22 protein-coding genes are annotated in these 25,088 nt (G+C 44.0%); 13 read left to right on the forward strand and 9 right to left on the reverse strand.

The features are described from left to right. Positions 1-63 precede the first annotated feature (63 nt). From R7Q38_RS11220 to yegS, 10 genes are all read left to right on the forward strand, one after another. Positions 64-1,365 (forward strand): anaerobic sulfatase maturase, encoded by a 1,302-nt coding sequence (locus tag R7Q38_RS11220; RefSeq protein WP_025767858.1) that lies wholly within the window; start codon positions 64-66, stop codon positions 1,363-1,365. A gap of 85 nt (positions 1,366-1,450) precedes the next feature. Continuing rightward, a complete protein-coding gene (locus R7Q38_RS11225) occupies positions 1,451-2,434 on the forward strand; it encodes an AAA family ATPase (protein ID WP_005376549.1) in 984 nt (327 codons plus the stop codon). 12 nt (positions 2,435-2,446) lie between these two features. After that, positions 2,447-3,409: a DUF58 domain-containing protein gene (locus R7Q38_RS11230; protein WP_239938717.1), complete on the forward strand. Its 963-nt coding sequence runs from the start codon at positions 2,447-2,449 to the stop codon at positions 3,407-3,409. After that, entirely contained in the window at positions 3,410-3,988 is a 579-nt protein-coding gene (locus R7Q38_RS11235; RefSeq protein WP_025767856.1) for a DUF4381 domain-containing protein, read from the forward strand. After that, the gene (locus R7Q38_RS11240; RefSeq protein ID WP_025767855.1) at positions 3,981-5,051 is read left to right on the forward strand and encodes a vWA domain-containing protein; all 1,071 of its coding nucleotides are present in this window, start codon (positions 3,981-3,983) and stop codon (positions 5,049-5,051) included. Before R7Q38_RS11235 ends, R7Q38_RS11240 begins: the two co-directional genes overlap by 8 nt. Further along, positions 5,044-6,774, forward strand: a complete 1,731-nt coding sequence (locus R7Q38_RS11245; protein WP_213904456.1) for a vWA domain-containing protein — start codon at positions 5,044-5,046, stop codon at positions 6,772-6,774. Before R7Q38_RS11240 ends, R7Q38_RS11245 begins: the two co-directional genes overlap by 8 nt. Next, positions 6,771-8,072: a BatD family protein gene (locus tag R7Q38_RS11250; RefSeq protein WP_025767853.1), complete on the forward strand. Its 1,302-nt coding sequence runs from the start codon at positions 6,771-6,773 to the stop codon at positions 8,070-8,072. The genes R7Q38_RS11245 and R7Q38_RS11250 overlap by 4 nt, the downstream gene beginning before the upstream one ends. Before the next feature lie 49 nt (positions 8,073-8,121). Beyond that, a complete protein-coding gene (locus tag R7Q38_RS11255; protein ID WP_005376542.1) occupies positions 8,122-8,547 on the forward strand; it encodes a bifunctional diaminohydroxyphosphoribosylaminopyrimidine deaminase/5-amino-6-(5-phosphoribosylamino)uracil reductase RibD in 426 nt (141 codons plus the stop codon). 172 nt (positions 8,548-8,719) lie between these two features. Continuing rightward, complete coding sequence (locus tag R7Q38_RS11260) at positions 8,720-9,625, forward strand: LysR family transcriptional regulator (protein WP_005376541.1); 906 nt, start codon at positions 8,720-8,722, stop codon at positions 9,623-9,625. Between the two features lie 8 nt (positions 9,626-9,633). Next, entirely contained in the window at positions 9,634-10,536 is a 903-nt protein-coding gene (gene yegS, locus R7Q38_RS11265) for a lipid kinase YegS (protein WP_005376540.1), read from the forward strand. A gap of 81 nt (positions 10,537-10,617) precedes the next feature. Here yegS and R7Q38_RS11270 read toward each other — a convergent pair whose 3' ends face one another. From R7Q38_RS11270 to R7Q38_RS11285, 4 genes are all read right to left on the reverse strand, one after another. Next, positions 10,618-10,953, reverse strand: coding sequence for a YgiW/YdeI family stress tolerance OB fold protein (locus R7Q38_RS11270; protein WP_005376539.1), 336 nt, complete (start codon positions 10,951-10,953; stop codon positions 10,618-10,620). A 15-nt stretch (positions 10,954-10,968) separates the two neighbouring features. Then, positions 10,969-11,616 carry an AcfA family outer membrane beta-barrel protein gene (locus R7Q38_RS11275; protein WP_005376538.1) on the reverse strand — a complete coding sequence of 216 codons (648 nt, stop codon included), beginning with the start codon at positions 11,614-11,616 and terminating at the stop codon, positions 10,969-10,971. A gap of 165 nt (positions 11,617-11,781) precedes the next feature. Next, positions 11,782-13,395 carry a VRR-NUC domain-containing protein gene (locus tag R7Q38_RS11280; RefSeq protein WP_115386607.1) on the reverse strand — a complete coding sequence of 538 codons (1,614 nt, stop codon included), beginning with the start codon at positions 13,393-13,395 and terminating at the stop codon, positions 11,782-11,784. 67 nt (positions 13,396-13,462) lie between these two features. Continuing rightward, complete coding sequence (locus R7Q38_RS11285) at positions 13,463-14,695, reverse strand: OFA family MFS transporter (RefSeq protein ID WP_053303514.1); 1,233 nt, start codon at positions 14,693-14,695, stop codon at positions 13,463-13,465. Between the two features lie 576 nt (positions 14,696-15,271). Here R7Q38_RS11285 and R7Q38_RS11290 point away from each other — a divergent pair. Then, a complete protein-coding gene (locus tag R7Q38_RS11290) occupies positions 15,272-15,628 on the forward strand; it encodes a hypothetical protein (RefSeq protein ID WP_005376535.1) in 357 nt (118 codons plus the stop codon). Positions 15,629-15,731: 103 nt separating this feature from the next. Here the strand turns inward: R7Q38_RS11290 and dcuC are convergent, their stop codons facing one another. Then, positions 15,732-17,099 carry an anaerobic C4-dicarboxylate transporter DcuC gene (gene dcuC, locus R7Q38_RS11295; protein ID WP_005376528.1) on the reverse strand — a complete coding sequence of 456 codons (1,368 nt, stop codon included), beginning with the start codon at positions 17,097-17,099 and terminating at the stop codon, positions 15,732-15,734. 359 nt (positions 17,100-17,458) lie between these two features. After that, positions 17,459-18,583 (reverse strand): acyl-CoA desaturase, encoded by a 1,125-nt coding sequence (locus R7Q38_RS11300; protein WP_017821552.1) that lies wholly within the window; start codon positions 18,581-18,583, stop codon positions 17,459-17,461. A 271-nt stretch (positions 18,584-18,854) separates the two neighbouring features. Between R7Q38_RS11300 and R7Q38_RS11305 the strand changes: the two genes are divergently transcribed. Further along, positions 18,855-19,403: a GNAT family N-acetyltransferase gene (locus tag R7Q38_RS11305; protein ID WP_005376525.1), complete on the forward strand. Its 549-nt coding sequence runs from the start codon at positions 18,855-18,857 to the stop codon at positions 19,401-19,403. Between the two features lie 89 nt (positions 19,404-19,492). Here R7Q38_RS11305 and R7Q38_RS11310 read toward each other — a convergent pair whose 3' ends face one another. Then, positions 19,493-20,110 (reverse strand): HAD family hydrolase, encoded by a 618-nt coding sequence (locus R7Q38_RS11310; protein WP_104976141.1) that lies wholly within the window; start codon positions 20,108-20,110, stop codon positions 19,493-19,495. A gap of 363 nt (positions 20,111-20,473) precedes the next feature. On the opposite strand from R7Q38_RS11310, the gene R7Q38_RS11315 reads away from it, so the two are divergent. Next, positions 20,474-22,519, forward strand: coding sequence for a response regulator (locus R7Q38_RS11315; RefSeq protein WP_064369289.1), 2,046 nt, complete (start codon positions 20,474-20,476; stop codon positions 22,517-22,519). Between the two features lie 103 nt (positions 22,520-22,622). Here R7Q38_RS11315 and cqsA read toward each other — a convergent pair whose 3' ends face one another. Together cqsA and ylqF are read right to left on the reverse strand one after the other, a co-directional pair. Beyond that, entirely contained in the window at positions 22,623-23,804 is a 1,182-nt protein-coding gene (gene cqsA / locus R7Q38_RS11320) for an alpha-hydroxyketone-type quorum-sensing autoinducer synthase (RefSeq protein ID WP_213866383.1), read from the reverse strand. 337 nt (positions 23,805-24,141) lie between these two features. Then, the gene (gene ylqF / locus R7Q38_RS11325; protein WP_005376521.1) at positions 24,142-25,086 is read right to left on the reverse strand and encodes a ribosome biogenesis GTPase YlqF; all 945 of its coding nucleotides are present in this window, start codon (positions 25,084-25,086) and stop codon (positions 24,142-24,144) included. Positions 25,087-25,088: the final 2 nt, after the last annotated feature.

Consider the following 25,088-nt stretch of genomic DNA (forward strand, 5'->3'; position numbering starts at 1 on the left):
AGCTTCACTTTTGCTGTACAGCGCTCACGAGGTTATTTGGGTATATGTAATAGTGAGAAACGTATGAGTAAGATTTCCCCTCGCCATTCTACTACTATGCCTATTGTTCCTCTTAAAACGGCGTCTAAAGCGCCTGTTCTGGGCGCGTATGACCGTCGATTCCATGTGATGGCAAAGCCAGGTGGAGCAAAGTGCAACATCGATTGTCAGTACTGCTTTTATCTGCATAAAGAAAATCTACTGCACCAAGAAAAGCAGCCAAAAATGGACGACGCAACACTGGAAGCGTTCGTGAAAAGCTATATCGAAAGTCAGGATGGCGAAGAAATTGTATTCTCATGGCAGGGCGGGGAGCCGACGCTGCTTGGGTTGGACTATTTCCGCAATGTCGTAGCTTTGCAAAAGAAATATCAGCCGAAAGGCGTTCGCATTGAAAACGACCTTCAGACCAACGGCATTTTGCTAAACGATGAGTGGTGTGCGTTTTTAAAAGAGCACAACTTCCTAGTTGGCTTGTCGATTGATGGACCACGAGAGCTGCACGACAAATATCGCAAAACCCGCAGCGGTAAGCCAACGTTTGATCTCGTGATGAAAGCGGTAGATAAGCTCAAAGCGCATGGCGTGAAATTCAACGCGTTGGTCACGGTGAATCGTCACAATGCGAAATACCCGCTCGAAGTATATCGATTTTTAACCCAAGAATTGGGTGTGACTTATATTCAGTTTGCGCCGGTGGTAGAAGCCAACAACTTCCAAACAACCGCGCCGCAGTTTTGGAACGAACAGATGATCCCAACCAAAGGCAGTGATCTGGCTAAACCGGGGCATCCAATGTCGATTGTAACGGATTGGTCAGTCGATCCTGAAGACTGGGGACGCTTTTTAATGGCGACCTTTGAAGAGTGGGTGAATAACGATCTTGGCCGTGTGCTGGTTAATCTGTTTGAAACCGCGGTGGCGCAAGTAATGGGGAAACCGTCTCAGCTTTGCGTGACGGCGGAGTTTTGTGGCAAAGGGTTGGCGATTGAGCACAATGGCGACGTGTTCAGTTGCGACCACTATGTGTATCCAGAATACAAACTCGCCAACATTCATGAACACTCACTGAATGAAATGGCCTTCTCTACAAGACAATATACTTTTGGCATGGCAAAACGCGATTCATTGCCGACGTATTGTAAGCAATGCCCTTACTTGCCTTATTGTTGGGGTGAGTGCCCAAAAAACCGTTTGATCAAAACGCCGAATGGTGAGAGTGGTCTAAACTATTTGTGTTCGGGAGTCAAAATGTTCTTTGATTATGCGTTACCGATGTTGGTTGGTCTTGCACAACTTCTCCAATCTCAAGAACCGCAAAGATAACATAGTGAATATAACCTTAAGTTATTTCATTTGTTCTTATACTTAACTATCAAAAAGACGGCTTAAACCATTGAAAAGGTATCCTATGAACCACGCACAACAAGCGATAAAAGAACTCATCGAACAAACAGAAAAAAGCGTCATTGGACAAAGCCACGTGGTTCGAGCTTTAGTCATCGGGTTATTAACAAATGGGCATATTCTGCTAGAAGGTTTACCGGGAACGGCAAAAACACGTTCCGTAAAATCGTTGGCGAACTTGTTAAACACCAGTTTTGGTCGAATCCAGTTTACGCCGGATCTTTTACCATCTGATGTGACGGGCACTGAGGTTTATCAAGAGCTGGATGGCAAGCCGCAACTACACTTTCAGCCAGGGCCAATTTTTAACAGCATTGTACTTGCTGATGAGGTCAACCGTGCACCAGCCAAAGTACAAGCGGCACTGCTTGAAGCCATGGCCGAAGGCACAATCACGGTAGGCGATAAAACTCACGTATTGCCAGACTTATTTATGGTGCTTGCAACGCAAAACCCTGTAGAGCAAGAGGGCACGTACCCGCTGCCAGAAGCGCAAATGGACCGCTTTATCATGAAGGTTACCGTCGATTATCCAGAAGATGACGCCGAACGTGACATCATTCGTTTGGTGCGCAGTGAAGAATTGGGGGCGGAAACCAGCAGCGAAATTATTACGCCAAAACACATCGAGCCAGACGTGGTGCTAGAAGCGCGTCGTCAGTTACCAAACATCGTGGTATCAGACCTAGTGGAAAACTACATCGTTGCGTTAGTGATGGCGACTCGTAAGCCAGAGCGTTATGCCGATTCAAACTTAGCAAAATGGATTGAGATTGGCTCTAGTCCTCGTGCTTCCATCGCACTCGACAAATGCGCTCGTGCGTATGCGTGGATGCAAGGACGTGACCACGTTACTCCTGACGATGTGCGTGCCATGGTTCCGTCTGTATTGGGCCACCGTTTTTCTTTGACCTACGATGCACTGGCAGATGGGGTCGATCATCAACGAGTCGTACAAGAGCTGCTAGATTGTGTAGAAATTGGGTAAGTGGGAGGCATTATGGCTAAGCCAACTCTTGCGCCAACATCACAGGGGATGGATCCCCGTTTGTACTGCGATTATGCTCGTTTAGTATGTCTGCAAGCACAAGCAGAATCGTTCAGTTTACTTCCTCATCTAAAAGCGGGTAGCGTACTCTCTGGCCGACACAATTCGTTGTTTCGCGGTCGTGGATTGAACTTCGAAGAGCTGCGCCATTACCAATTGGGTGACGATATTCGTAACCTTGATTGGAAAGTTACGATGCGTACAGGTCAGCCGCACGTGCGCAGCTATACAGAAGAAAAAGATCGCAACGTAATCGTGTGTGTCGACCAGAGAAGCACAATGTTTTTTGCTTCGACGCAAGTAATGAAATCAGTTGTCGCGGCAGAGATCGCAGCGATGTGTGGGTGGCGAGTATTAAAAGATGGCGACCGAGTCGGTTTTGTCATCGCATCCCAGCAGGCGTTGTTTCACAGCAAGGCACAGCGTTCGCAAAACGATCTTCTGGCGCAACTTAAACGTCTCGCTAAAGCCAATCAATCGCTCAATGTGGACTCCCGCAATTCCGAAAAAGTAACGTTCAGTCAATGGATTGAGCTTATTAAACGCATGAAGCTCAAGCAATCCACTTTGATTTTTATCAGCGACTGGAGCGACTGCGAGGAGCACCATCTTGATCACCTTAAACAGCTGCAACAGCACAATGATGTTCTCGCAGTGATGGTTAGTGACCCATTAGAACAAACGTTACCAGACGATTTGGCAAAATCGAAATGGGTGGTTGGTGATGGGCAGTATCAACTCAATTTAGACAGCAAAGCAAAGGTAGAAGCTGCGAGCGCAAAGCTTGAGGCTCGAACTAGCTTACAGCGTCAATCACTCTCTCAACTTATGGCGATGAAACACCTTCCGCACATCGAACTCGATACGACAGGTGAGCACATTAAACAATTCCAAAAACTGGTAGGAGGGCGTTAAATGAGTGATCTTCCTACGCCTCCGAGTACCTACATACTCAGAGAGCTGCATGATGTGGCTGTACCACCCAGCGTGAGTTGGTACCCGCAAACTATTGGCTGGAAAATTTTAGCGGCGGTTGTGCTCATTGCATTGGTGTATGTCGTATATCGATTGGCTCGGCAATGGTGGCATAATCGTTACCGAAAAGAAGCTCTACTGGCGATTTCGCAAATCAAATCGAGCGACAAAGACATGCCAAAAGTATTGTTCTCTGTGCTTAAAGTAGTGCTGATTCATATTGATAGCCGCAACGCGAAATTGTTTGATACCGCCTTTCTGCGCAAGCTCGATGCGCTGTATCCGCAAACCGAAGATTCTCAAGCAAACTCGCTTGTGGTCTTTAACGATGAGCTTTCAAAGCGCTGGCTACAAAGTATTGTCGACCCAAGCGTTATGCTAACCAACGAAGATCGTGTAACGCTAATTGCTCGTGCGAAAAACTGGGTGAGTGAACACCGTGGTGATGCTCAAAAAAGCGCGGCAAAGAAATCACCACGATTGAAACGCAAATCACATCAGGGAGGTCAACATGAATGATCTTCTTGCATCGATAACTGGTTTGTCTGGTTTTGAATTTGCTCACCCAATGTGGTTTCTGGTTTTGCCCTTGCCGTTGGTGGTGTACTACTTGGTGCCTGCATATCGCACTAAGCAAATGGCGATCAAAGTGCCGTTTTTTAGTCAGCTGGTGGAAGCGATTGGCGAGACGCCATCAGAAGGTGCAAGCCAGTTGACCCCGAGTTGGTGGCAACGAGCAACGTTAATTCTCTCATGGCTTTTGGTGGTGTGTGCGATGGCAAAACCCACCGTGTTAGGCGAGCCTCAAGTTCGCGAGAGTTTAGGTCGCGATGTGATGGTGGTGGTGGATCTTTCGGGCTCCATGGCCGAGCCAGATTTCACCTCACGTACAGGCGAAAAAATTTCTCGTCTTGATGCGGCAAAAGAAGTGCTGTCGGAGTTTGTTCAGTCTCGTAAAGGTGACCGATTAGGCTTGGTGCTTTTTGGTGATGCTGCTTTCGTGCAAACGCCATTTACCGCAGACCAAAAAGTGTGGCTCGAACTGCTTAACCAAACCGATGTGGCAATGGCAGGGCAGAGTACCCATCTTGGTGATGCGATTGGCTTAGCGATTAAAGTTTTTGAGCAAAGCGATAAGTCGCGTGGTGCTTTAGAACAAGACCAAAACCGTGAAAAAGTCGCGATTGTATTAACCGATGGTAACGACACGGGCAGTTTTGTTGAACCGATTGATGCGGCGAAAGTTGCGAAAGCCAAAGGCGTGAGAGTGCACGTGATTGCGATGGGTGATCCGGAAACGATAGGTGAAACCGCGTTGGATATGGACACAATTCATCGCATTGCGAAAGAATCCGGCGGTGAAGCGTTTGAAGCACTCAACCGTGATGAACTATCGGCTGCCTACGACGAAATTGGCAAACTGGAACCTCAACTTTACGAAAGCACTACATACCGCCCAAAACAAAGCCTTCATCATTACTTGATGGCGTTAGTGGTCATCATGCATTTGCTCGCGTTCAGCGTCGCAACACTCAAAAGAAGGGCTGTTACACGATCATCATTAGGAGAGAGCGATGTTTGATTCTCTTAGTTGGACGCAATTCTTTACGCAGTTTCATTTTATTCGACCACTGTGGTTACTGGCTTTGGTCCCCATGTTTTTCTTGGTGTGGTTACGCTGGCGAGAAGAAAGCAAGCCAAGCTGGAAGGATATTCTGCCCGAACATTTACGCAATGCTTTGACGATAGGTGAGCGAGGTTGGCGTAAGCAACTGCCGCTTAAGCTCTTGATGCTGATTGTGTTCATCGCCATTGTGATTTGTGCAGGCCCAACGTGGCAACGTGAATCTTCCCCCTTTGGCGAAGATAAAGCCTCTCTGCTGGTGGTGCTTGATAACAGCGAATCGATGCTGCAAAAAGATCTCCCACCAAGCCGCCTTGAGCGTTCCAAACAGAAAATACGCGATTTGCTAGCCGCGCGAAAAGGCGGAAAAACGGGTTTAGTCGTGTTCGCGGGCAGTGCTCATGTCGCGATGCCTATAACTCAAGACAGCAAAGTATTTGACCCGTTTTTGGCGGCCATTACGCCAGAAATTATGCCCGTGCAAGGTAAGCTTGCCGAAAAAGCATTGCCGTTAATTGACCAACAATTGCAAGGTCAACCAGGCTCCACTGTTCTGTTGGTGAGTGATGGCGTTAATCCAGCCACGATTGAGCAATACCAAGCGTATTTCTCGGGCAAACCTTATCAACTGTTAATTCTTGCGGCAGGGAATGCTGACATTGTGAGTAACAACCCAATGGATTTGGATTCTCTACAAAAACTGGCTAGTCAGACTAACGGTCGATTGGTGGAAGTGACCGTCGATAATAGTGATATCGAGCAACTGAATCGATACGTTGAGCGCAATATGCAGCTTAATGGCGAATCTTCAATGCCTTGGAAAGACATGGGGTATCAACTTCTGTTCCCAATCGCGCTGATCATGATGCTGTGGTTTAGAAAAGGGTGGTTAGTGCAGTGGTGCGTGATTGTAATGGTGAGCGGCACGTTATTGATGCCAACAAGTGCATTGGCCGAGAACATTTCAGTTAAAGCCGAGCAGCCACAAGTTGTGCAAAAAGTGACGGCTTTCGACAAGGTGACGCAATGGTGGTGGGATTTGTGGCTAACGCCAGATCAACAAGGACAGCGTTTGTTCAACCAACAAGCGTATTTAGAAGCCGCGAAACACTTTGTCGATCCATTACGCAAAGGGACGGCGTACTACTACGCTAGCGAGTTTGAACTCGCCCACAGTGCGTTTTTGGAAATGCAAAACGACCCGTCCGAAGAGGTTCGAGATTACGGTCTTTATAATGCGGCGAGTGCATTGGCGCGTCAGCGTGAATATTTGGCTGCACGTGACTTGTTAAAATCCCTAGCCAACAAGCCAACATTAAGCGAGAGGCTAAGACCGGATGTTGAGCATAACTTGAAAGTGATTGGTGGTATTGTAGAGGACATCAACCGGATGAGTGAGAGTCAGGCAGGAACGGAGCAAGAAGCATCAACCGAGCTAGGCGATAACCCTCAAACCGCAGAAGGGGCGGATGAAAAAACGTCAGCGGAGTTGATGATTAAAGAGACGTTAAGTGCAGACGACATCTTAGGTAGCCAAGAATTAGCCGACAAATGGTTAAAGCGAGTCGAAGCGGATCCTAAATACTTCTTAAATGCGAAGTTTCAGATTCAATTGCGTTCAATAGAAACCGGAGAATCAACTTCTACTGCGAACGAAAATACAGAGGAGGCGGTGCAATGATGAAAAGCCACCGTTTTACGCCCTTTGCTTTACCCTTGTGGTTAGTTATCTGTTTCGGTTTCCTCCTGAGCAGTAGTGTGTTGGCTCAAGATATTCGTGACGTTCAACGAGAGCATGGTGTTGAGTTACAAGCGTGGGTTGGTAAACAACCAACGGCTGGAGAGAAGCGTAAAACACCAAGTTTTAGCGTCAATGAGCAAGTTATTTTAACCATCGAAGTGGCAACGCCGCGTTGGTTTACGGGTGGTACGAGAATTGGCAATATTGAAATACCCAATGTTATCGCCAAACAGCGTAATCAACTAGCAACCAACTTTACTGAGCAAAAAGAGGGACAAACTTGGTCGCGTCAACGCTGGGAAGTGACTTTGTATCCACAAGCATCTGGTGATTTTGTGATTCCACCTGTCGCTGTGGGCGTTCAGGTGTCGGCGCCGGATGGCGAGAAGGTGTCAGGCACACTTTATACGCAGCCGATTAAGTTCAAAACTGTCTTGCCATCGGGATTGTTGAGCGGTGATACGCCTTGGTTTTCTGCAACGCACGTAGACGTAAAACAAGAGTGGGAAACCTCCACTGAGTCACTCAAAGTTGGGGATGCAATCACGCGTAAAATCACCATTTTGGCTCATGATTCGCTATCTGTGTTGCTACCAGACTTGTTGAAAGGAGAATCAACAACCCGTTACCAAGCGTATCCTCAACCGCACCGTTTGACAGATACGCAAACACGTGGTGACTACCAGTCAACACGCACAGAAGAGAGTGTGTACGTGATTCAACAAGGTGGTGAATTAACCCTGCCAGATTATGAGTTCCGTTGGTGGAATAGTAAGACTCAACAAGTGGAAACGGTGGTGTTAGAGGGCAAAACATTTGCTGCGAAGCACACGTTGAAATCCTTCATCAAAACGTACTTTGCATGGATTGTATCCACGCTTGTATTTCTGGGTTTTGTGATTATTTCATTGGTAGCCATTAAACGTTACTACCGCAACAGACCGACACCAGCATGGCTGACGTTCCACCGTTTGTTAAAGGCTAAACGTTGGTCTGAAGCAAGGACCATATTGTACAAACAATTGCGTTTAAATACGGCCGAGCTAGAAATGACCAAAGCCGATACGAGTGAATCGTGGCAAAAAAGTGCGTCGCGAATGCAAAATGGTGAAAATAGCGCTCATTTACTGAAGTCGATGTGGCGCAAAGTCCAGACCAAACAAAAACGCTTTAAATTCCGTATTCCGCGAGCGTTACCAGAACTGGACAAAGTCATTGGAAGAGATGGCAATGAATAAAACGGGGCGCTAATATAGCGCCTCGTTTTTATTAGAGAATAGAGTTCAAATGAGCCAAGAGTTTATGCGCCGCGCATTGGAAGTGTCCAAAAATGCGCTTCCTGAATGTCAACCCAACCCGCCGGTTGGCTGCGTGTTAGTGAAAGACAATCAAATCGTTTCTGAAGGTCATACTCAAGCGATTGGTGGCAATCACGCGGAAGTGGAAGCGCTGAATGCGTATCAAGGCTCGTTAGAATCGGTGACGGCATACGTTACGCTGGAACCGTGTTCGTTTGTTGGTCGCACGCCAGCTTGCGCGGTGACATTAGTCAAATCCGGCATAAGCAAAGTCGTCGTAGCCATATTGGACCCCGACCCGCGCAACAGTGGTCGAGGTATCGAGATTCTAAAACAAGCAGGTATAGAGGTAGAAACGGGTTTGTGCGGCGAGGAAGTCAGCGAGTTTCTTACCCCTTACCTAGGCAAAGCCTAAGTCAAGCTTTACGTTGCACTATGGTGCCAGTTTATGTGGTGAATGAAGTGCGTCAAAATTGAGTTAAAACTCATTAAAACAAGCGATACCGCCCATTTATTGCACTTGGCTACGTGAAGGATCATGCTGTTAGATTAAAATAGAGAAAGTGACTTTTGAAAAATTTAATAGCATGAAACCGACCGACCTTAATCTTATTCCCATTTTCACTGCCATCTATGAAGAGCGTAACTTGTCTCGGGCGGCGGCGCGTTTAAACATCACCCAGCCTGCGGTGAGTAAAGCGCTAGCAAGGCTACGTGATATCTACGATGACCCATTGTTTCATCGTTGCGTTAAAGGTGTCGAGCCTACCTCGTTTGCGATGGATATTTATCCTGCTCTTCTAGCTTCAGTACAAAATTTCACTTCGACATTATCGGCCTCTAGTGAGTTTGACCCTAAAGTGTCGAATAGAGTGTTTTCTATTGCCTGTGTGTCCGTTGCAAGCTTTGAGTTGCTACCTCAAGTCATGAAACAAATCCGTGTGTCGGCGCCAAATGTTGCATTAGAAGTACATCCGCTTTTTACGGAAGATTTTGAAAGTGATCTGCGGTTACAACGATACGATTTGATCATTGATATCACACCAAGAGCAAGAACGGTGTTAAAACTGGAAACTGTACTTACGGAGCGTTTGGTGGTGGTATGTAGCGAAGCGCATCCACGCCTGAATGACGAGATTACGGCTGAACAATTTTTTGAAGAAGAACACGTAGTGGTTTCGCAGTGGCAGAGTCGTAAGAGCTTGTTAAACGCCGATGACATTGTCGACTTGGATAAGAGAAAGATTAAGTATCGAGCCTCAGGCGTACTAGAAATGCTCCCAATTATTTGTGGTAGTGAATACATTGGTTTAATGCCAGAGTCGATGATCAACTTGTTCAATAACACCTATCATGTTAAATCTTTATCAATGCCATTTGATGAACAAATGTATGAGCTTTGTACAATCTGGCATCCTAGTCGCACAAACGACAGCGCCCATCAGTGGTTACGTTCACAGATTAAGCAAGCAGGAAAAGTCATCAACCAATAGGAAGTGCAATGAAAAAGACAATACGTGCCATCCTTAACGGAAAAAAAGCTGGGAATCCAGAGTTAAGAGATGCAATCATGAAAATGAGAGAAAAAGGCATCGACGTACAGGTGCGTGTGACGTGGGAATCTCAAGACATGCCGCGGCTAGTTAAAGAAGCGGTTGATGAAGGCATTGAACGTATTGTTGTCGCTGGTGGCGATGGGACCGTCAATGAGGCGGCTTCTGCGATTATTCAAATTGACAAAGAAAAACGCCCTGAGTTAGCCATTATTCCCCTTGGTACCGCCAATGACTTTGCTACCGCTATTCAAGTACCTAATTCCATTAAGGCGTCTTTATCTCTTGCTGTTGAGGGGCAGTCCGCTTTGGTCGATTGCGTCAAAGCGAACGATCGCTGCTTTATTAACGTGGCAACAGCAGGGTTTGGTGCAGAAGTTACAGCAGAAACGCCTGTTGAACTCAAAAACTTTCTTGGCGGCGGAGCTTACACGTTAACTGGTGTTATAAAAGCACTTGGCTTTAAACCATATGACGGAACAATAAAGATTGAAGGTGGCGCGTATCAGGGAGAAATGTTGCTCGGTGCGTTTTGTAATGGGCGCCTTGCTGGAGGTGGGCAAGAGTTAGCTCCAAAAGCGATGATTAATGATGGGATGATGGATCTAACATTGGTGCGCCCATTTTTACCTCATGAGCTGCCTAAAGTAATCGACGAGATCAATAACCCGAGTGAGAAAGGAGAGTTTGTGAAGTACACTAAAGCAAGCTGGTTGGAGATAGATTTTCCGAATCCATTGCCTCTTAATTTAGATGGAGAACCTTATCATTCGAGAACCATTAGATTTGATGTTCAGCCTAAGAGTATACGATTAGTCGTACCGCAAGATTGCCCTTGCTTGACTAGCTAAACGAGCGTTTTCCATGATTATTGCGTAACACAGCCACTAAAATGTGGCTGTGTTATTTGTGTTGAGGTATTAGTCAACTTCTTAACGTTTTTGAATGGTCTCAACGTCTATTTGCGTAGTTGTCCAATCTGAATCAACCTCTCCTCGAATCATTACGGTATCTTTTGGTGTCACTTCTTGACCCATCCAATCTTCGTTGTCGATCTCTACTTCGATCTCACCAGTGTTGTCTTTGAACAAGTAAGTCTCGTTACCAAATGATTGAACAATATGCCCGGTTAGCACTACAGCGCTGTCGTCGGTTGCGTTGCGCGCCTCTTTCACCGTATTGATTGCACTGACTTCTGGACCATTAAACGCGGCGAAAACCGAGCTTGAAAGTAGGGCAAGCATGGATGTTAACAATACTCTTTTCATTATCATCTCCTTATATTAGAAGTAATAAGTTGTGCCTACGTTAAAGGATGCAGTGTTCGCGTATCGGTCTAGTTGATATTTTGCGTTTACACCTATGGTGAGCTGCGGGAAAATTCTGTATTCCGCACCCACTGAGAACATTGCGCCTAGCTCGTTGTTTTTCTCCGCGCTATGGAAAAGCGTGTTGGTCATTTCCACATCGTCGTTCGTGACAAGTTCGTATTCTTGATGTTTAGAAACCTTGGCGTTGTATTCCGTGTACGTTAGACCCGCTTTGAATTTTGTTGTCCATTTATCATTTAATGCATAGTTAAACACAGGAGCCAACGACACTTGCTTGGCTTTGATTGACGCATCCCAATCCATTTCATGATGGTAATCTTTGCCATCGATTGACTTGATACCTAGGTTTTTTGAACGACTATCATCAAGGTCAAACTGGCTGTAACCCAGTTCCAATGCCCAGTTGTCATTAAATGCGTAACCGACAAAGCCTGAGAAAATACCGTCTTCAAGCTCAGGGTTGAGTGTTACGTTGTCAGTTGAAAAGTGAGGTTCCAAATCATGGTCAGTGGTGCCTAGTCCATATTCCAGACCTACATAAGGAGCCGCAGATACCGAAACTGAGCAGGTAACAAGTAACGCAAGAAGTGTTTTGTTCATTTTATTTTGCCTCTTCAAATCAACTTAGTGAGTAGAAGCGCATTTTGTGTGAAGAAGCGTGAAGCGATCGTGAAGAAACGAAAAAATGTTTAGAAAAAAGAGCAAGGGGCGATAACCGAGGGGCGGTTTGAGTGAACAAACACCAAGCTCTTTATATAGAGTAAGTTAAGTTGCTGCGACGTAACACACCGCAAACGGGACATTAAGGCGAGTAAACTCTTTGATCCAACGCCATTGGTTATCCTGGAGTTTATCGCCTGGCCCTTTTACTTCAATCCATTCGAACTCGTTTCCTTTAAAAGCAATCAGATCAGGCATCCCATTGCGGTAAAGCTTTAGGTCACTCAATTGTATTTTAAATAGCGCCATCAACATGTTAGTTGGGATTGTATCGAGTGCCATTTCGAGTAGCTCTTTACTTATTAAGCTCCAATGCACAAATGGATTGCTGATACCAAACTTCTCATCGTATCTAGTTAACAACGTATAAGTATTGCCCGTTTCCAACATATCAAACGTCGCATCTATCAAAGCTTGGCGTTTGGTAACAAAATCAGAATGGTACAAATCCAGAGGACGATGTTGATAGGCATTGATGAATGCGCCTTCGATGGGAGCGAAAATCGCATCCCAAAAAGTGAGACCAAGTAATGCATTAAGCAGTGCATTTTCGGCGTAAAATACAGTCCAGCCTAAGGACTCAAAATACGCTTTGCTGGCGAGTTCGACTCTCTGTTGAGATAAATCCAGTTCAAGGCGGTATTCCGTACAGGTTGGCTTCGTCACTCTTGGCACTTTCTCGCCTTGTTTTCGTTTTAACCGTTGCTCAAGTTTTTGTGCAACTTCGAGCTCAGACACATCGATCGGTGAGTTAAGCATATCTGTGACAATGTCACCAAATAAATCATCATGGTTTAATTTGTCATAGATACGTGCGCGTCGTTCTCGGCTCGGTGTGAGTTGAGTTTGGCCAAATAGAGACAGGGCGGTCTCTAGATCATTAAGCCGTTCGTAATCACGTGCTATGTCATTCAACATGTGCTCGCGTTTACGATCTACGTAACGGTGTTTAACGGGCTGAGGCATTGCCTCAATTAATAAGTCGAGATTGGCTTTGTCTTTTCGGTCAAATTGCCAGTACAGGTTGGCCAACTGGCTCAGTTCAATTAAACGGTCTATTTGCTCACGTGAATCAAAGAAACGGCGCACTTTACTCAATTGATATTGCTCGAACTGATGCAAACCTAAGTCATCAAGCACAAACTGACTTAAGTCTTGATGGGTGTTGGCAAAAAACAGAGTGAGCAACACGTCGATCATATGAGCTGAATTGAGTTTGACGATCGTAAACTCAAGCTTCTCTATACGATCAAATTCCGCATTACTCAAACGTTCGACAAGGGCGTCTTTCTTGAGTGATTTCGGCAGTTCGGGATAAAGCGCAGAGATTTCTGGTTTGGTCAGTAAATTGGCCGCTAACTCTTGATGAGAAAGGGGTGGGGAAAGGGCTACAAACTCATGTTGACTCAATTCCGCCAGCGCTTCATTGATAGAAGGTATTTCTTGATAACTCAGTTTATCACTTCGAAACCAACATCCCTTTCGGCTGTATAAACGTACCAAAAGGCACTGGGCGTGTTTGCTCAAAGAATCAAACGAGCAAAGCCATGCGTGTTCTTCCTTGGTCAGTAAATCGCTGTACCAAGTTACTGCGTGATGAGTCAGCTTAAAGAAGTTCTCTAGATAGTAGTCTGGTGCAAGTTCGATAGGGCTTTCCATAAACGACCGATAACAAAAAAGGCTTAACCCATAGGTTAAGCCTTTTTGCTATCAAATCAATTCGCAATTATGCGTTTTTTAGCTGTGCTACTTTCGCATCAGACAATGGCTTAGTGATGAACGCAAGTACGATACATACTGCCATCATTGCCGAAGAAATTGTGTAAGCCAAGGTGTAGCCGTCGCCATTTGTCATCGAGAAACCAACAACCGCTGCGCCGATTGCACCACCGATACCCCATGCTGTGTAAAGCACACCGTAGTTAGTGCCGTAGTTTTTCAGACCGTAGAACTCAGCCGTTAGAGTAGGGAATACCGCTAGAAGTGTGCCGTAACCTACCGCTGCGATTGCTGTACCGATGATCAGTGTAAACTCAGAGTCGAACGTCGCGAACAGCACCATGTTTACGCCTTGTAGAACGAACGCGAGTAGAAGCGTACGAACACCGCCGATTTTATCTGCAAGCATACCCGCGGCAACACGACCGCCAGAGTTAAATACAGCAAGAATAGACGCTAGGTAAACCGCGTTTGGCAAGTTTGCTTGAACGCTTGCGATTGTCGTGATGTTACCAATGATCATTAGACCAACAGAAGCTGCAAACGCGTACATGATCCATAGAGAGTAGAACTGTGGCGTTTTCAACATTGCTTTCCAAGTTAAGTCATCTGACTTTTTCACCGCTTTAGGTGCTTGGCCTTCTTTTACTTTAGGCTCCGCAGGTGTGTAGTCTGCTGGTGGGTTGTTGATGGTTGCTGCAAGAGGAACCGCAATCGCTAGGATACCAACACCAAGAACCATAAAGCTAGTTTGAATGCCCATGCTGTCTATTAGCGCAGAAGTTACTGGCGCAAGGTAAATAGCCGCTAGACCAAAACCTGCCGCAATAATGCCGTTAACCATACCTTTCTTCGAAGCGTGGAACCACTTCATCGCAGAAGGTGATAGGCATGCGTAACCAAAACCGATACCTGCACCTGTGATCACACCGAAGGTAATGTTCAGCATGAGTGGAGTGTCAACAAAGCCAGACGCGATCATGCCCAGACCTGTAAGAACAGTACCTAGGATAAGGATCATTCGAGGGCCCATGCGGTCTTGAAGAATACCTGCAATAAGAAGACAGATAGAGAAAGTGATGGTTGCAGTTGCGTAAGGTGCAGAAGCTTCTGCAGCACTCCAGCCTGATTCAGTTACCAGTGCCTTGTTGAATACACTCCAAGCATACAGGATGCCAAGACAAAGGTTGATACAGAACCCTGCTAACAGGATGCGCATAGCTTTATCAATCTTGCTCATTTTTATTCTCAGTTTTTCCTCTTATTGGCAATGCCGCAAAGAAGGTTGGTTTAAAGATGTTTTTTCTCAAAATTAGTTTGCGTTTTTCAACGTTTAACGCAATGAGCGCGGATTATAACCAATAAATATGTGATTGGAATCTCTTTTTACGGTTACTGATAAAATAATTTGCAACATTAAAAGTGGATGTGAATTCATGGTTTTGTATGTAGTAAGAACGTTGTAAAAAAGTGATATTTTTTGTTCGCTAATAACGAATGATGAGTCAAGACAGAGAGGTTTTACGCTGTTGAGTGCACAGTTCACATTTCAAATAAAAAATTTCAAAATGTTTCCATGTTAACCATCTGTAACAAAAATGGCGAATTTATCATCTAACTGTCGTAAGTATCAGATGCAAAGGGTTTCTTAATTTTTCATTGTTAACCTTTTGTAATAATTGAAGCTGATTAGCTTTTATGTTCATTAAGTGAGCAAAAAAGTAACTTGTAATTGCTGATTTTAGGCGCAGAATATAGTGAAAAATGAGTTTTCATTTATGAAGGGATGCTTTTTAGATTTGTTGTGAGGTGACTTATGAAACTGTTCCTATTACTCATGGCTTCGGTATCCGCTGGTATCGCATCAGCAGACCACATCCATTCATTTATGTTGGGCTTATCTATTGCTTCTTTAGCGGTAGGTAGCTGTTATTTCTTCGCATTTCGCAGCTCGCGCTTTCCACAGCTTGCTTTATTCCTACTCATTTGCGGTATGCTTTCTAAGTTGACGATAACCGTAGTCGGTGTGATGTGGGGAATGTCCGCGGAATTAATCACGTCTCCAATCGTATTCGCACTTTCATATTTATTCTTTTCGCTTGCCGTTACCTACTTATGGTTTAGCTACAGAGAGAGCATCACTAAGATTCCTGACCGATTTAAGTCAGCGTAAATCAACACATTAGAATAAAAAAAACGCCAGCACATTTGCTGGCGTTTTTAATTAAACGTAATTTTGTTCGGATATTGCTTTTAGTTTGATCGTGGCAATACCGTTAGGCACTCATTGGAACAAGCACCATAGTACCAATAATCACCGTGATAAGGCCTGCTAGAACTGGAACGGATGTGCGTTTTACAACCTCAAACGGGCTGATGTTTGCCATACCTGATGTCGCAACGATTACGCCAGATACTGGTGAGATAGTACGGCCTAGGTTTGATGCTTGAAGCATCGGGATAATTAGGAAAGCAGGGTTTAATCCCATTTTAGCAGCCAAAGATGGTGCTAACTCCACGAACGCATAGAAAGGCGCGTTACCCGAACCCGTTGCAATTGCTGCTGCAACTGTCAATGCAGTTAGAATAAGCATTAAAGCAACGCCGCCTGCACCAGCATTATCTGCTAGATGAAGTAGGTTATCGATAGCACCGATAGACATCAGACCTTGTGCAAAAACCCCTGCGGCAACCAAAAGCATCACAACGCCTTTGAACGCGTCAGCCATGCCTGCGTAGCAAGAATCTAAATCTTCTAGTGATTTTTTACCATCGAACTTATTTACAACATAATGGATCAGAGCTCCAAGGAAAATCGAACCAACCACAATAGTGTAGATGTCTAGACTAAGTCCTGGAATGGTACGACCGTTGAATAGGAAAACGCCGATGATAGGTAGAAATGGAAGAGCTGCATAAAACGCTGGTGCGTCAGCTTTGATCTCTGATACATCAATTTTTTCCATTGGTGTATTTTCTTTCTTATCTAAGTATTTGTTCCAGAAGAACGCTGCCGCTGCCATGACGATGATTGCGCAAATAGAAACAGGCAACACAGTTTGTACCGCAAACACATCAAGCTCTAAACCAGACTTTTCTGCTGCGATAACAACATCACCAGAAGTAGGAGAAAGGATGATTGCCGCTGGAGAGGCACACACTGCAACGGCTGCTGGACGAGAAATGCCCATCGCGACCATCATTGGGAATAATGTCGCCATTAATAGTACGCCAAGGCCTGTTGCAGAACTTACCGCAAGAGACATTAAACACGCCACAATGTAAGCCGCTACCAAAAGGACGTAAGGAGACTTGATGACAGAAAGCGGTTTAGAGAACTGTTTCACTACCACGTTGTTCGCGCCGATATGAGTCATGTATGACGCAAAACCACAAAGCAGCATGATTTGCATACCAAGACCGCCACCGCGGTATTGAAGCATGTATTTCACGTATTCAAGCGCATCTGTCACCATGTTACCAGTTGAGGTGATTTTTGACGGCAGCACGTCGTGCCCCAAAACGCCAGTCATAAGAAGTAAAGCAATACCAGCGGTCAGTAACACGCCCGCAGCTTTATAGCCTTTGACAATAAAGTAACCCACCGCAATGGTAACCACTAAGCCAATTAAGAGCTCTAACATAGGGATCTCCGAATGTTATGTAAAAAAGAAAGAAACTGTTTCAGTTTATGACAAGGAATTTACAGAATTCTTAGCTGTGGCACGAGACAAATATGGGGCTTGCATGATCTGAGACAAATAATAATTTAATAAATAATTTCGTTAGATTGTATTGTTGGAATTTGGTTTTCTAAGTGTTATGTGCTGGTTTGAAGCTATTTATAGGAAGGAAAATATGACTAGGAAAGTGAATGAATAATGAGTGAATTGATTCACAATAGGAAAAAGACTTTACTCAATAAGCAATTATTGGAAAACACTCTTCACAACAAAAAAGCTTCGCCGAAGCGAAGCTAAGTAATCGTAAGAATGAGGATAAACTATGCGTATCGACGAACCATAAGGTTCCAACTACGTTGCTGCCGTTCGAACTCTGCTTTAATTTGCTGGTACTTCATTTTCGTTACAGAACATTCGTATTTCTTTACCACACTGGCAGTTTTGGCACCGAGTACTTCTTTGCGCATCTCGTAGTATTCCTGCATGTGATGAACTAGAGTATCAAACTCGTGCTGTAGCTGATCGAGGATCGTTTGCGTGTTCGGTTTCGATTCTAGCTTTTCTCTTGCTTTCTTCAAAAGTTGACTCGCACGGGCCTTTTCAATTCTAAATGTAGGCGTTGTGCGCAACTTAGATGTGAGTCCTAGCCAAGAACATGACTTTATCAACCACTTCGTTGGGTCGTAATGCCACCAATACACGCCATTGCGATAGTCATTCTCGAAAATATGATGGAAATTATGGTAACCCTCTCCAAATGTGAAAAAGGCGAGTACACCATTATCGCGAGCAGTGTTTTTGTCTGTGAAAGTTTGCTTACCCCAAATATGTGCGAGGGAGTTAATGAAAAAAGTCGTATGGTGACTCATAAAGAGTCGAGCCGCACCAACGACCAATAACATCCCCCAGATATCACCGTAGATCAGTCCGAGCATGACTGGGAAACCAATATTAGTCAGTAGGGCAAGTGGAACATAATACTTATGCTGCCACATGACGATTTTGTCGCGCTTTAGGTCACGGCAGTTTGTATATTCGTTTTCCTTTGATTTATTGTAATCACGTAACATCCACCCAATGTGAGAATACCAAAAACCCCGCTTGGCTGAGTACGGATCTTTATCGTTATTGTCGACATGTTTGTGATGCACACGATGATCAGAAGACCAATGTAATGCACTATTTTGCAAAGAAAATGCTCCTCCAATCGCAAAAATGGCGCGCAAAATAGGATGAGCTTCGTATGTTTTGTGGCTCCAGAGACGATGATAGCCTGCTGTAATAGAAAGGTTAGTAAAACTAAATGCAATCACTCCCCAAATTAGATGTTCCCAACCCAGTCCAAAATGATATGCATACCAAGGCATTACAATAAAAGTTAGAACAAAACTGGCAGAAAATATTAATGTATTCAACCAGATAACAGGTGGTTTGTTTTGAGTCACAGGTGTATCCCTAACTTTGAGCTAACAAGTGTTCGCCAGAATATCAGCGTACACATGTAAGTCAAATTAAAGTTAGACAAATGTGATGATTCCTTTGGGTGTAGATTAAGGAACTTGATGGGATATTTTGCTTTTAATTGAATAATGAGTAGTATTAAAAAATGAGCTCTGGCTTAAGGTGTATAAAATCTGCCAAGAAACAAGTGTTATAAAGGTGGAATATACCGAGACTCTATAAAGAAGCAAAAATGTAAGAAAATAGGAATACGTAATGGATTTACGATTAGCGGAATATAAGGACTACGAGCGCATTGCGCATCTTCATGCGGATAGCTGGAAGCGTCATTACCGTGGCATTCTTAGTGATAACTATCTTGAGAAAGAAGCGATTGACGACAAACTACTGATTTGGCAAACCCGTTTGACCAACCCACCATTCAATCAGCACATTGTCTTGGCGGAGGAGGGAGGTTTGCTACTTGGCTTTGTTTGTGTGTTCGGCAACCATGATTTCGAGCGTGGAACCTTTATTGACGCATTGCATGTTGATGACAGTTACCGTGGTCGTGGGATTGGTAAGCAGCTATTACTTGCTGTCGCAGAATGGCAACAGCAGTACTTTAAAGACACAGGTCTTTATTTAGAAGTTGTGTCGCAAAACATTTCTGCGATTGAATTCTATCGCCACATTGGTGGACAAGAGGATCAAGAGCGAACTTGGCGCGCACCTGATGGCAAAGAGGTGTTAGAAAAAGTATTCCGTTGGAAGAACGCCCAGTCATTAGTTAGTGGTATTGAGGAAAACGTGATTTACTCCTAACCTAGCGTTCTAAAACATTAGATAAGAGCAGTCTCAACACTGCTCTTTTTTGTTTATGCACCCTAACGTTATGTTTTATTACAAGCTTTCTAGAAGTTAACCCCCATGGCTTTTAGTTCGAGCTCACATTGCTGAGCATTTTCAAACTGAATAGCAGCCATGCCAACTGCTCGGGCACCTTCAACATTGTAAGGCATGTCATCAATAAATACTGTCTCTTCGGGGTTAAGCTGATACTTTGAAAGTAGAGTTTGGTAGATCTCCGCTTGTGGTTTTAGTAATTGAACTTCAGAAGAGATGATTGCTCCATCAAACAGTGGCCAAAACTCATAGGTAGTACGAAGATGTTCCACAATTTCGTTGATGTTGTCTGTGAGCGCATATACGCCATATCCGGCACTTTTTACTCGTTTTAACAGCTCTATACTGCCGTAAAGTAGTATTTGAGTGTGTTTTACATAATAAAAGAAGCGGTCCATTTCTTCCGTCGTTACTTGGTGTTCACGTTGATAACGCTGTTTTGCTTCCCTTTCGGAGATCGTCCCTTTATTTAAATCTTTCCAGATTTGTGATGAAAATAGCATCTGAGCCATTTTCTCTGACTCTACGGAACCACCAAATGTTAAGCGAACGATTTCTACTGGAGACCAGCGTACCAATACATTACCTACATCAAAAATGACATTTTTTATCTGGAAAGAATTCATGACACACCCCAAGCCAATTGTTTGTCACCGCGGTATATGCGGTGAGTGCTGTTTTTAAATCGTTGGAAAGCCGTGCCAAAGGCGCGACTTAAGTTTCTAGAACAAAATGAGATTAACATCCAATTGGATACAGAGCGATTATCGCAAAATTACACTAAACTATATGCAACTTTGTTTATTTGGTTGTAAATCAAGTGCAGCTGTCTTAAAAGATTGAAACTAAAGATAAGTATTGCGAGCTATTTACGTCATTTCGCGCTGCTTATAAATGATGATTAATATATAATTAGTTAATAATAAAATGATAAAAGTGAATCAAAATCACATTGTTGTGCGTCAGGCGGAGTAAGCAAAACAGATTATATGGACTCGATACGTAAGGTTTATCAATATGCAGAACCAAACCTAACTCTCGTTGGCTGGATGGGGTTTCTTGGCTTTCCGCTGTACTACTTTGTCTGGGAGTTTGCCTTTCCACAGGCTTATGAAAATTTACCTCTTAGATTGTTTTGCTCGTTATTGTTTTTCGGCATCATTTTTAGAAACCGCTTATCATCGACTTGGAGAGATTATGTTCCTATTTACTACCAAGTGACGATAACGCTGTGCTTACCGTTTTTCTTTTTTTATATGTTACTGATGAATGACTGGTCCAATGTATGGGTTATGTCGTTTATGTCTGCAATTTTCTTACACATTTTACTGGTTCATGTTACTAGGGTCATGTTTGCTCAAACCTTTGCTGGGATAGGTTTAGCAACATTCTTCGCTTGGGTTGCAAAAGGGTTCCATCTTGACTTGACCATGGATTGGACTCATGTGCCAATCTTTCTGTTTATTTATGTCTTCGGTAATTTGTTCTATTTTCGTAACCAAGTTGAACATGAAGCGAAAGTCTCGCTGGCAAAATCATTCGGGGCAGGGATTGCACATGAAATGCGTAACCCGTTGAGTGGGCTTTGCACTTCAATAGATGTTATCCAGTCGATCTTGCCCAACATGAAAGAGGCAGGAAAAGAGCAGTACGTCATGAGTGTAGAGGATGTCACCTTATTACGTGAAGTGAGTCAGGATGCAATGAACATTATCCAATCGGGTAATGAAACCATCGATTTATTGCTAACTTCGATTGATGAAAATCGAGTTTCTCGTTCTAGCTTCAAAAAATATTCAGTTCACTCGGTCGTTGAACAGGCAATTGAAAGCTTCAGTTATAAACGTGCCACTGATCGATTTGCCATATCGCTGGATGCGAGAAGTGAGTTTGAGTTTCTAGGTAGTGATACGTTACTTAAATACGTTATGTATAACCTCTTCAAGAATGCCTTCCATCACCGTAAATCTGAAGATTTTCACATACATGTATCCATGATAAGTTCAGAACGCTTTAATCAAATTGTTGTAACCGATAATGGTGCTGGCATTGCTCCTGATGTTCTACGCAATATCTTTCAAGACTTTTACACCACTGGCAAATCAGGAAGTTATGGTTTGGGTCTACCGTTTTGTAAAAAAGTCATGCGTTCATTTGGGGGGAACATTGAGTGTCAATCTCAGTTAGGGGAGTGGTCTCAATTTACATTAACTTTCCCACTAACGACATCTGATACCGTTAATGAAATCAAAAACGATCTGACTAAACTCAAAACCATTCTAACGGTGACTAGCCAAGATATCTTGGTGTCTAAAGTAACAGATATTAGCCGTTTTATGGGCTTTGACTCGACGATTTTAGATGCCAACCAAGTACTCAAAAAGAAAGAGTACGAGTTCGAATTCGATCTGATTTTTATCGATCTTGAGAGCTTAGATCCAAGAGCAAACCAATTGGATAGATTAGAATCTCTCTTGTCTTTCACTGAAGCACGCATCGTTTATCTTTTTGAGCATCATCCGACTCAGAGAGCACGTAAGGCTGCATATGAACCTATTTGGATCGAAACGCAAGCCTGGTTATTGAATACTAAACCAACTATTGAGCGTCTCTTATATGATTCAAGCTATGTATCGACACCAACGGCCTCGGTGACGTTAGATAATTCAAATAAGCGTACAATTATGGTCGTGGATGATAATGAATCTTTGCGTAAATTCACGGCAATGTTACTTGAAAAGCAAGGCTTTGAAGTGATTCAGAAAGAAGACGGGCAGCAGGCTCTGGATACACTAGAGCAAGAAGATGTTGATCTCATTCTGATGGATATCGAAATGCCAATTATGGATGGTGTAGAAGCGTCTAGGCGAATTAGAAGCTCGGATAAAAACTATGCGTCGGTACCTATTATTGCACATACAGGGGATAGTTCACCTGTCACGTTGGACAAAATTGGGTCTTCGGGTATGTCTGACTTCATCGTAAAACCGGCGGATAAAAATCGCTTGTTCGATAAAATCGCAAACTGGATCTAATCATTCGCGGCTTGTTTTCTTGAGGCGAGTTGCTCACAACGAATAACACGAATAAAGAGCTCAGCAAAACTGTTGAGCTCTTTAGTTTTATCTACACACTAACTTACACAAACTCTAAGTCAGGGTGTGCAAATGCTTGTTGGCAGACAGTGAGTACATGATCAACTTCAGCAGCTGTCATGTCGGCATTGACTGAAAAACGGATGATGTTTTTGTTCCTTCCAGTTGCAGGGCGGCAAAACACTGCGCCGTAAACATTTCGCTCTTCGAGAAAATCGCGGACTCGCTCAGTGTTTCTCTCGTTGCCGCATTCTAATGCGATAATTTGTGATTCACTGCGAATAGTAAATCCAATGCGTTTTAAACCAACGGCTAAAGACTTGGCTCTTTCAAACAGAATATCTCGCTTATCATCTGATTTTCTTATGACGTCCAGTGTTTTCTCTAGCCGAATGATCTCTTGCGGTAATACGGTAGAACTAAATATTGCAGGGTACGCCACAAACGGAAGCGTCTTCGCCAGTTTTTCTGGGCCTAAAATCGCGCCAGCACGATAAGCAAATGTCTTGGCAAGACTAACGGTAATAAAATCTACATTATGAGTTAAGCCAAGACCCTGCAGTATCCCCGCACCTTGTGGACCGTGTGTACCTAAAGAGTGTGATTCATCTACAACCAGGCCGCAGTCAAACTCCTGTGCTATTTCGTAGATATCACGTAGAGGAGCGATGGTCCCGATAGTGCTGTAAACCGAATCCACAACAATGATCCCTGAACCGTGACGTGAAATTTGTTTTCTTAGGTGACTGGTGTTGTTATGCATGAACGGATGAATTTGTGCTCCGGCAATACGTGCGCCTTCCCACAAAGACATATGTGCAAAGAAATCAATGTACACAGGTATGTTCGGTGCACAAATAGTCTGCAATAAACCGACATTCGCAGCCCAACCAGATTGAGAAAGTAGACAACTAGGCATACCAACGAAACTGGCTAGTTGCGTTTCAAATGCAGGTTTCGATTCATCATCTTGTAAGAAAATCGCGGACATCACGACGTTGTCATCGTGCTGGGAAATCGCATCACGATGCGCGTTTTGAATCTCCTTGTTATGAGACAGTGCAAGGTAATCATTGCTTTGCAGGACAACGGCATTACACGGTGGGCGTTTACCAAGAACAAGGTGTTTTTTGTTCTCATTCGGTTCGATTAGATCTTGAATATAAAAATCTAGGCGTTCCTCGATAAAGGAGGGAAGTGGTTTGCTTTGTATAGTTTCACTCATAATAAATCTCTTCTTCATATGGAAAAACGCCAGCGCTGACACTTATTCATATTGCGGATTTTGGGGAGAGTGTCACTAACCAGGTTGCATAAGTTTGCAGACCCTTGCAAACTCGACATTTGAGGGTTGGATGGTGGCTGTAACTCTATAGGGGCCCGGGGTCTAAACTAGTTTGTGATTAAAGTTTATACGGCGATTTTGCGGTGTTTTTTCGTGCTTCATATCTGGGGCTTTGGATGAGGAATATAAAGTTTGAAAAGTGAAAAAAATGGGCGCATTAGATAACAAAAAAGGCGCGAAAATCGCGCCTTGAAACATGAGTAGATAAGAGACAAGCTTATCGCTTATTACGTAAATAGCGCTTACGACGCTCTTCTTTACGCTTCGCTTTTTCTTCTTCTTTACGGGCGGTCTCAATCTCGACTTCAATCAGCTCTTGAGTGATCATTTCTGGGCGTTCTAATGTAATTTGGCCCAAAGTGCCTTGACGAAGTTCGTGCAATAAGATCTCTGATACTTTGTGCAAGTCAACACGTCCACCTGCACGTAGTGCACCGCGGCGACGACCAATTTCTTCCATGATCTCGATATCTGATTCTGGAAGCTCTTCAATTTGATAACGCTCTTTAAGCTTGTCTGCATAATGAGCTGCTAGGTATTCAATGGTATAGAATGCGACTTCGTCATATTCCATCGCTGTATCTTTTACCGCGCCAGTAGCCGCAAGGCGGAAGCCACTGTGTGGATTTTCCACTTTTGGCCATAAAATCCCTGGAGTATCAGATAATACGATGCCATTTTGCAGGTTGATACGTTGTTGACGACGTGTAACCGCGGGTTGGTTACCTGTTACAGCGATTGTTCGACCTGCGAGGGTGTTAATGATCGTCGACTTTCCAACGTTTGGGATGCCCATGATCATGGTGCGAATGTTTTTACCAATCTCTTCTCGGTGTGGGGCAAGTTTGCGGCAAAGCTCCATGATTCGATGCACTTCTTGTGGTTCAGAAGTCGTGATCGCCATTGCTTTTACATGTTGCTCTTGCTCCAAGTGCTCAATCCACAGTTGAGTTAACTCTGGATCGGCCAAATCACGTTTGTTCAAAACTTTAACGACAGGTTTGTCACCACGGATTTGAGAAATCAAAGGGTTTTCACTACTGAAAGGAATACGAGCATCCAGTACTTCGATGATCACATCCACTTGAGGGATTGCTTCTTCGATCTCTTTACGTGCTTTGTGCATGTGGCCAGGAAACCACTGGATTGAGTTATTAACCATTT

This window comes from Vibrio sp. Vb0598 (assembly GCF_033338935.1).
Taxonomy (GTDB): domain Bacteria; phylum Pseudomonadota; class Gammaproteobacteria; order Enterobacterales; family Vibrionaceae; genus Vibrio; species Vibrio alginolyticus.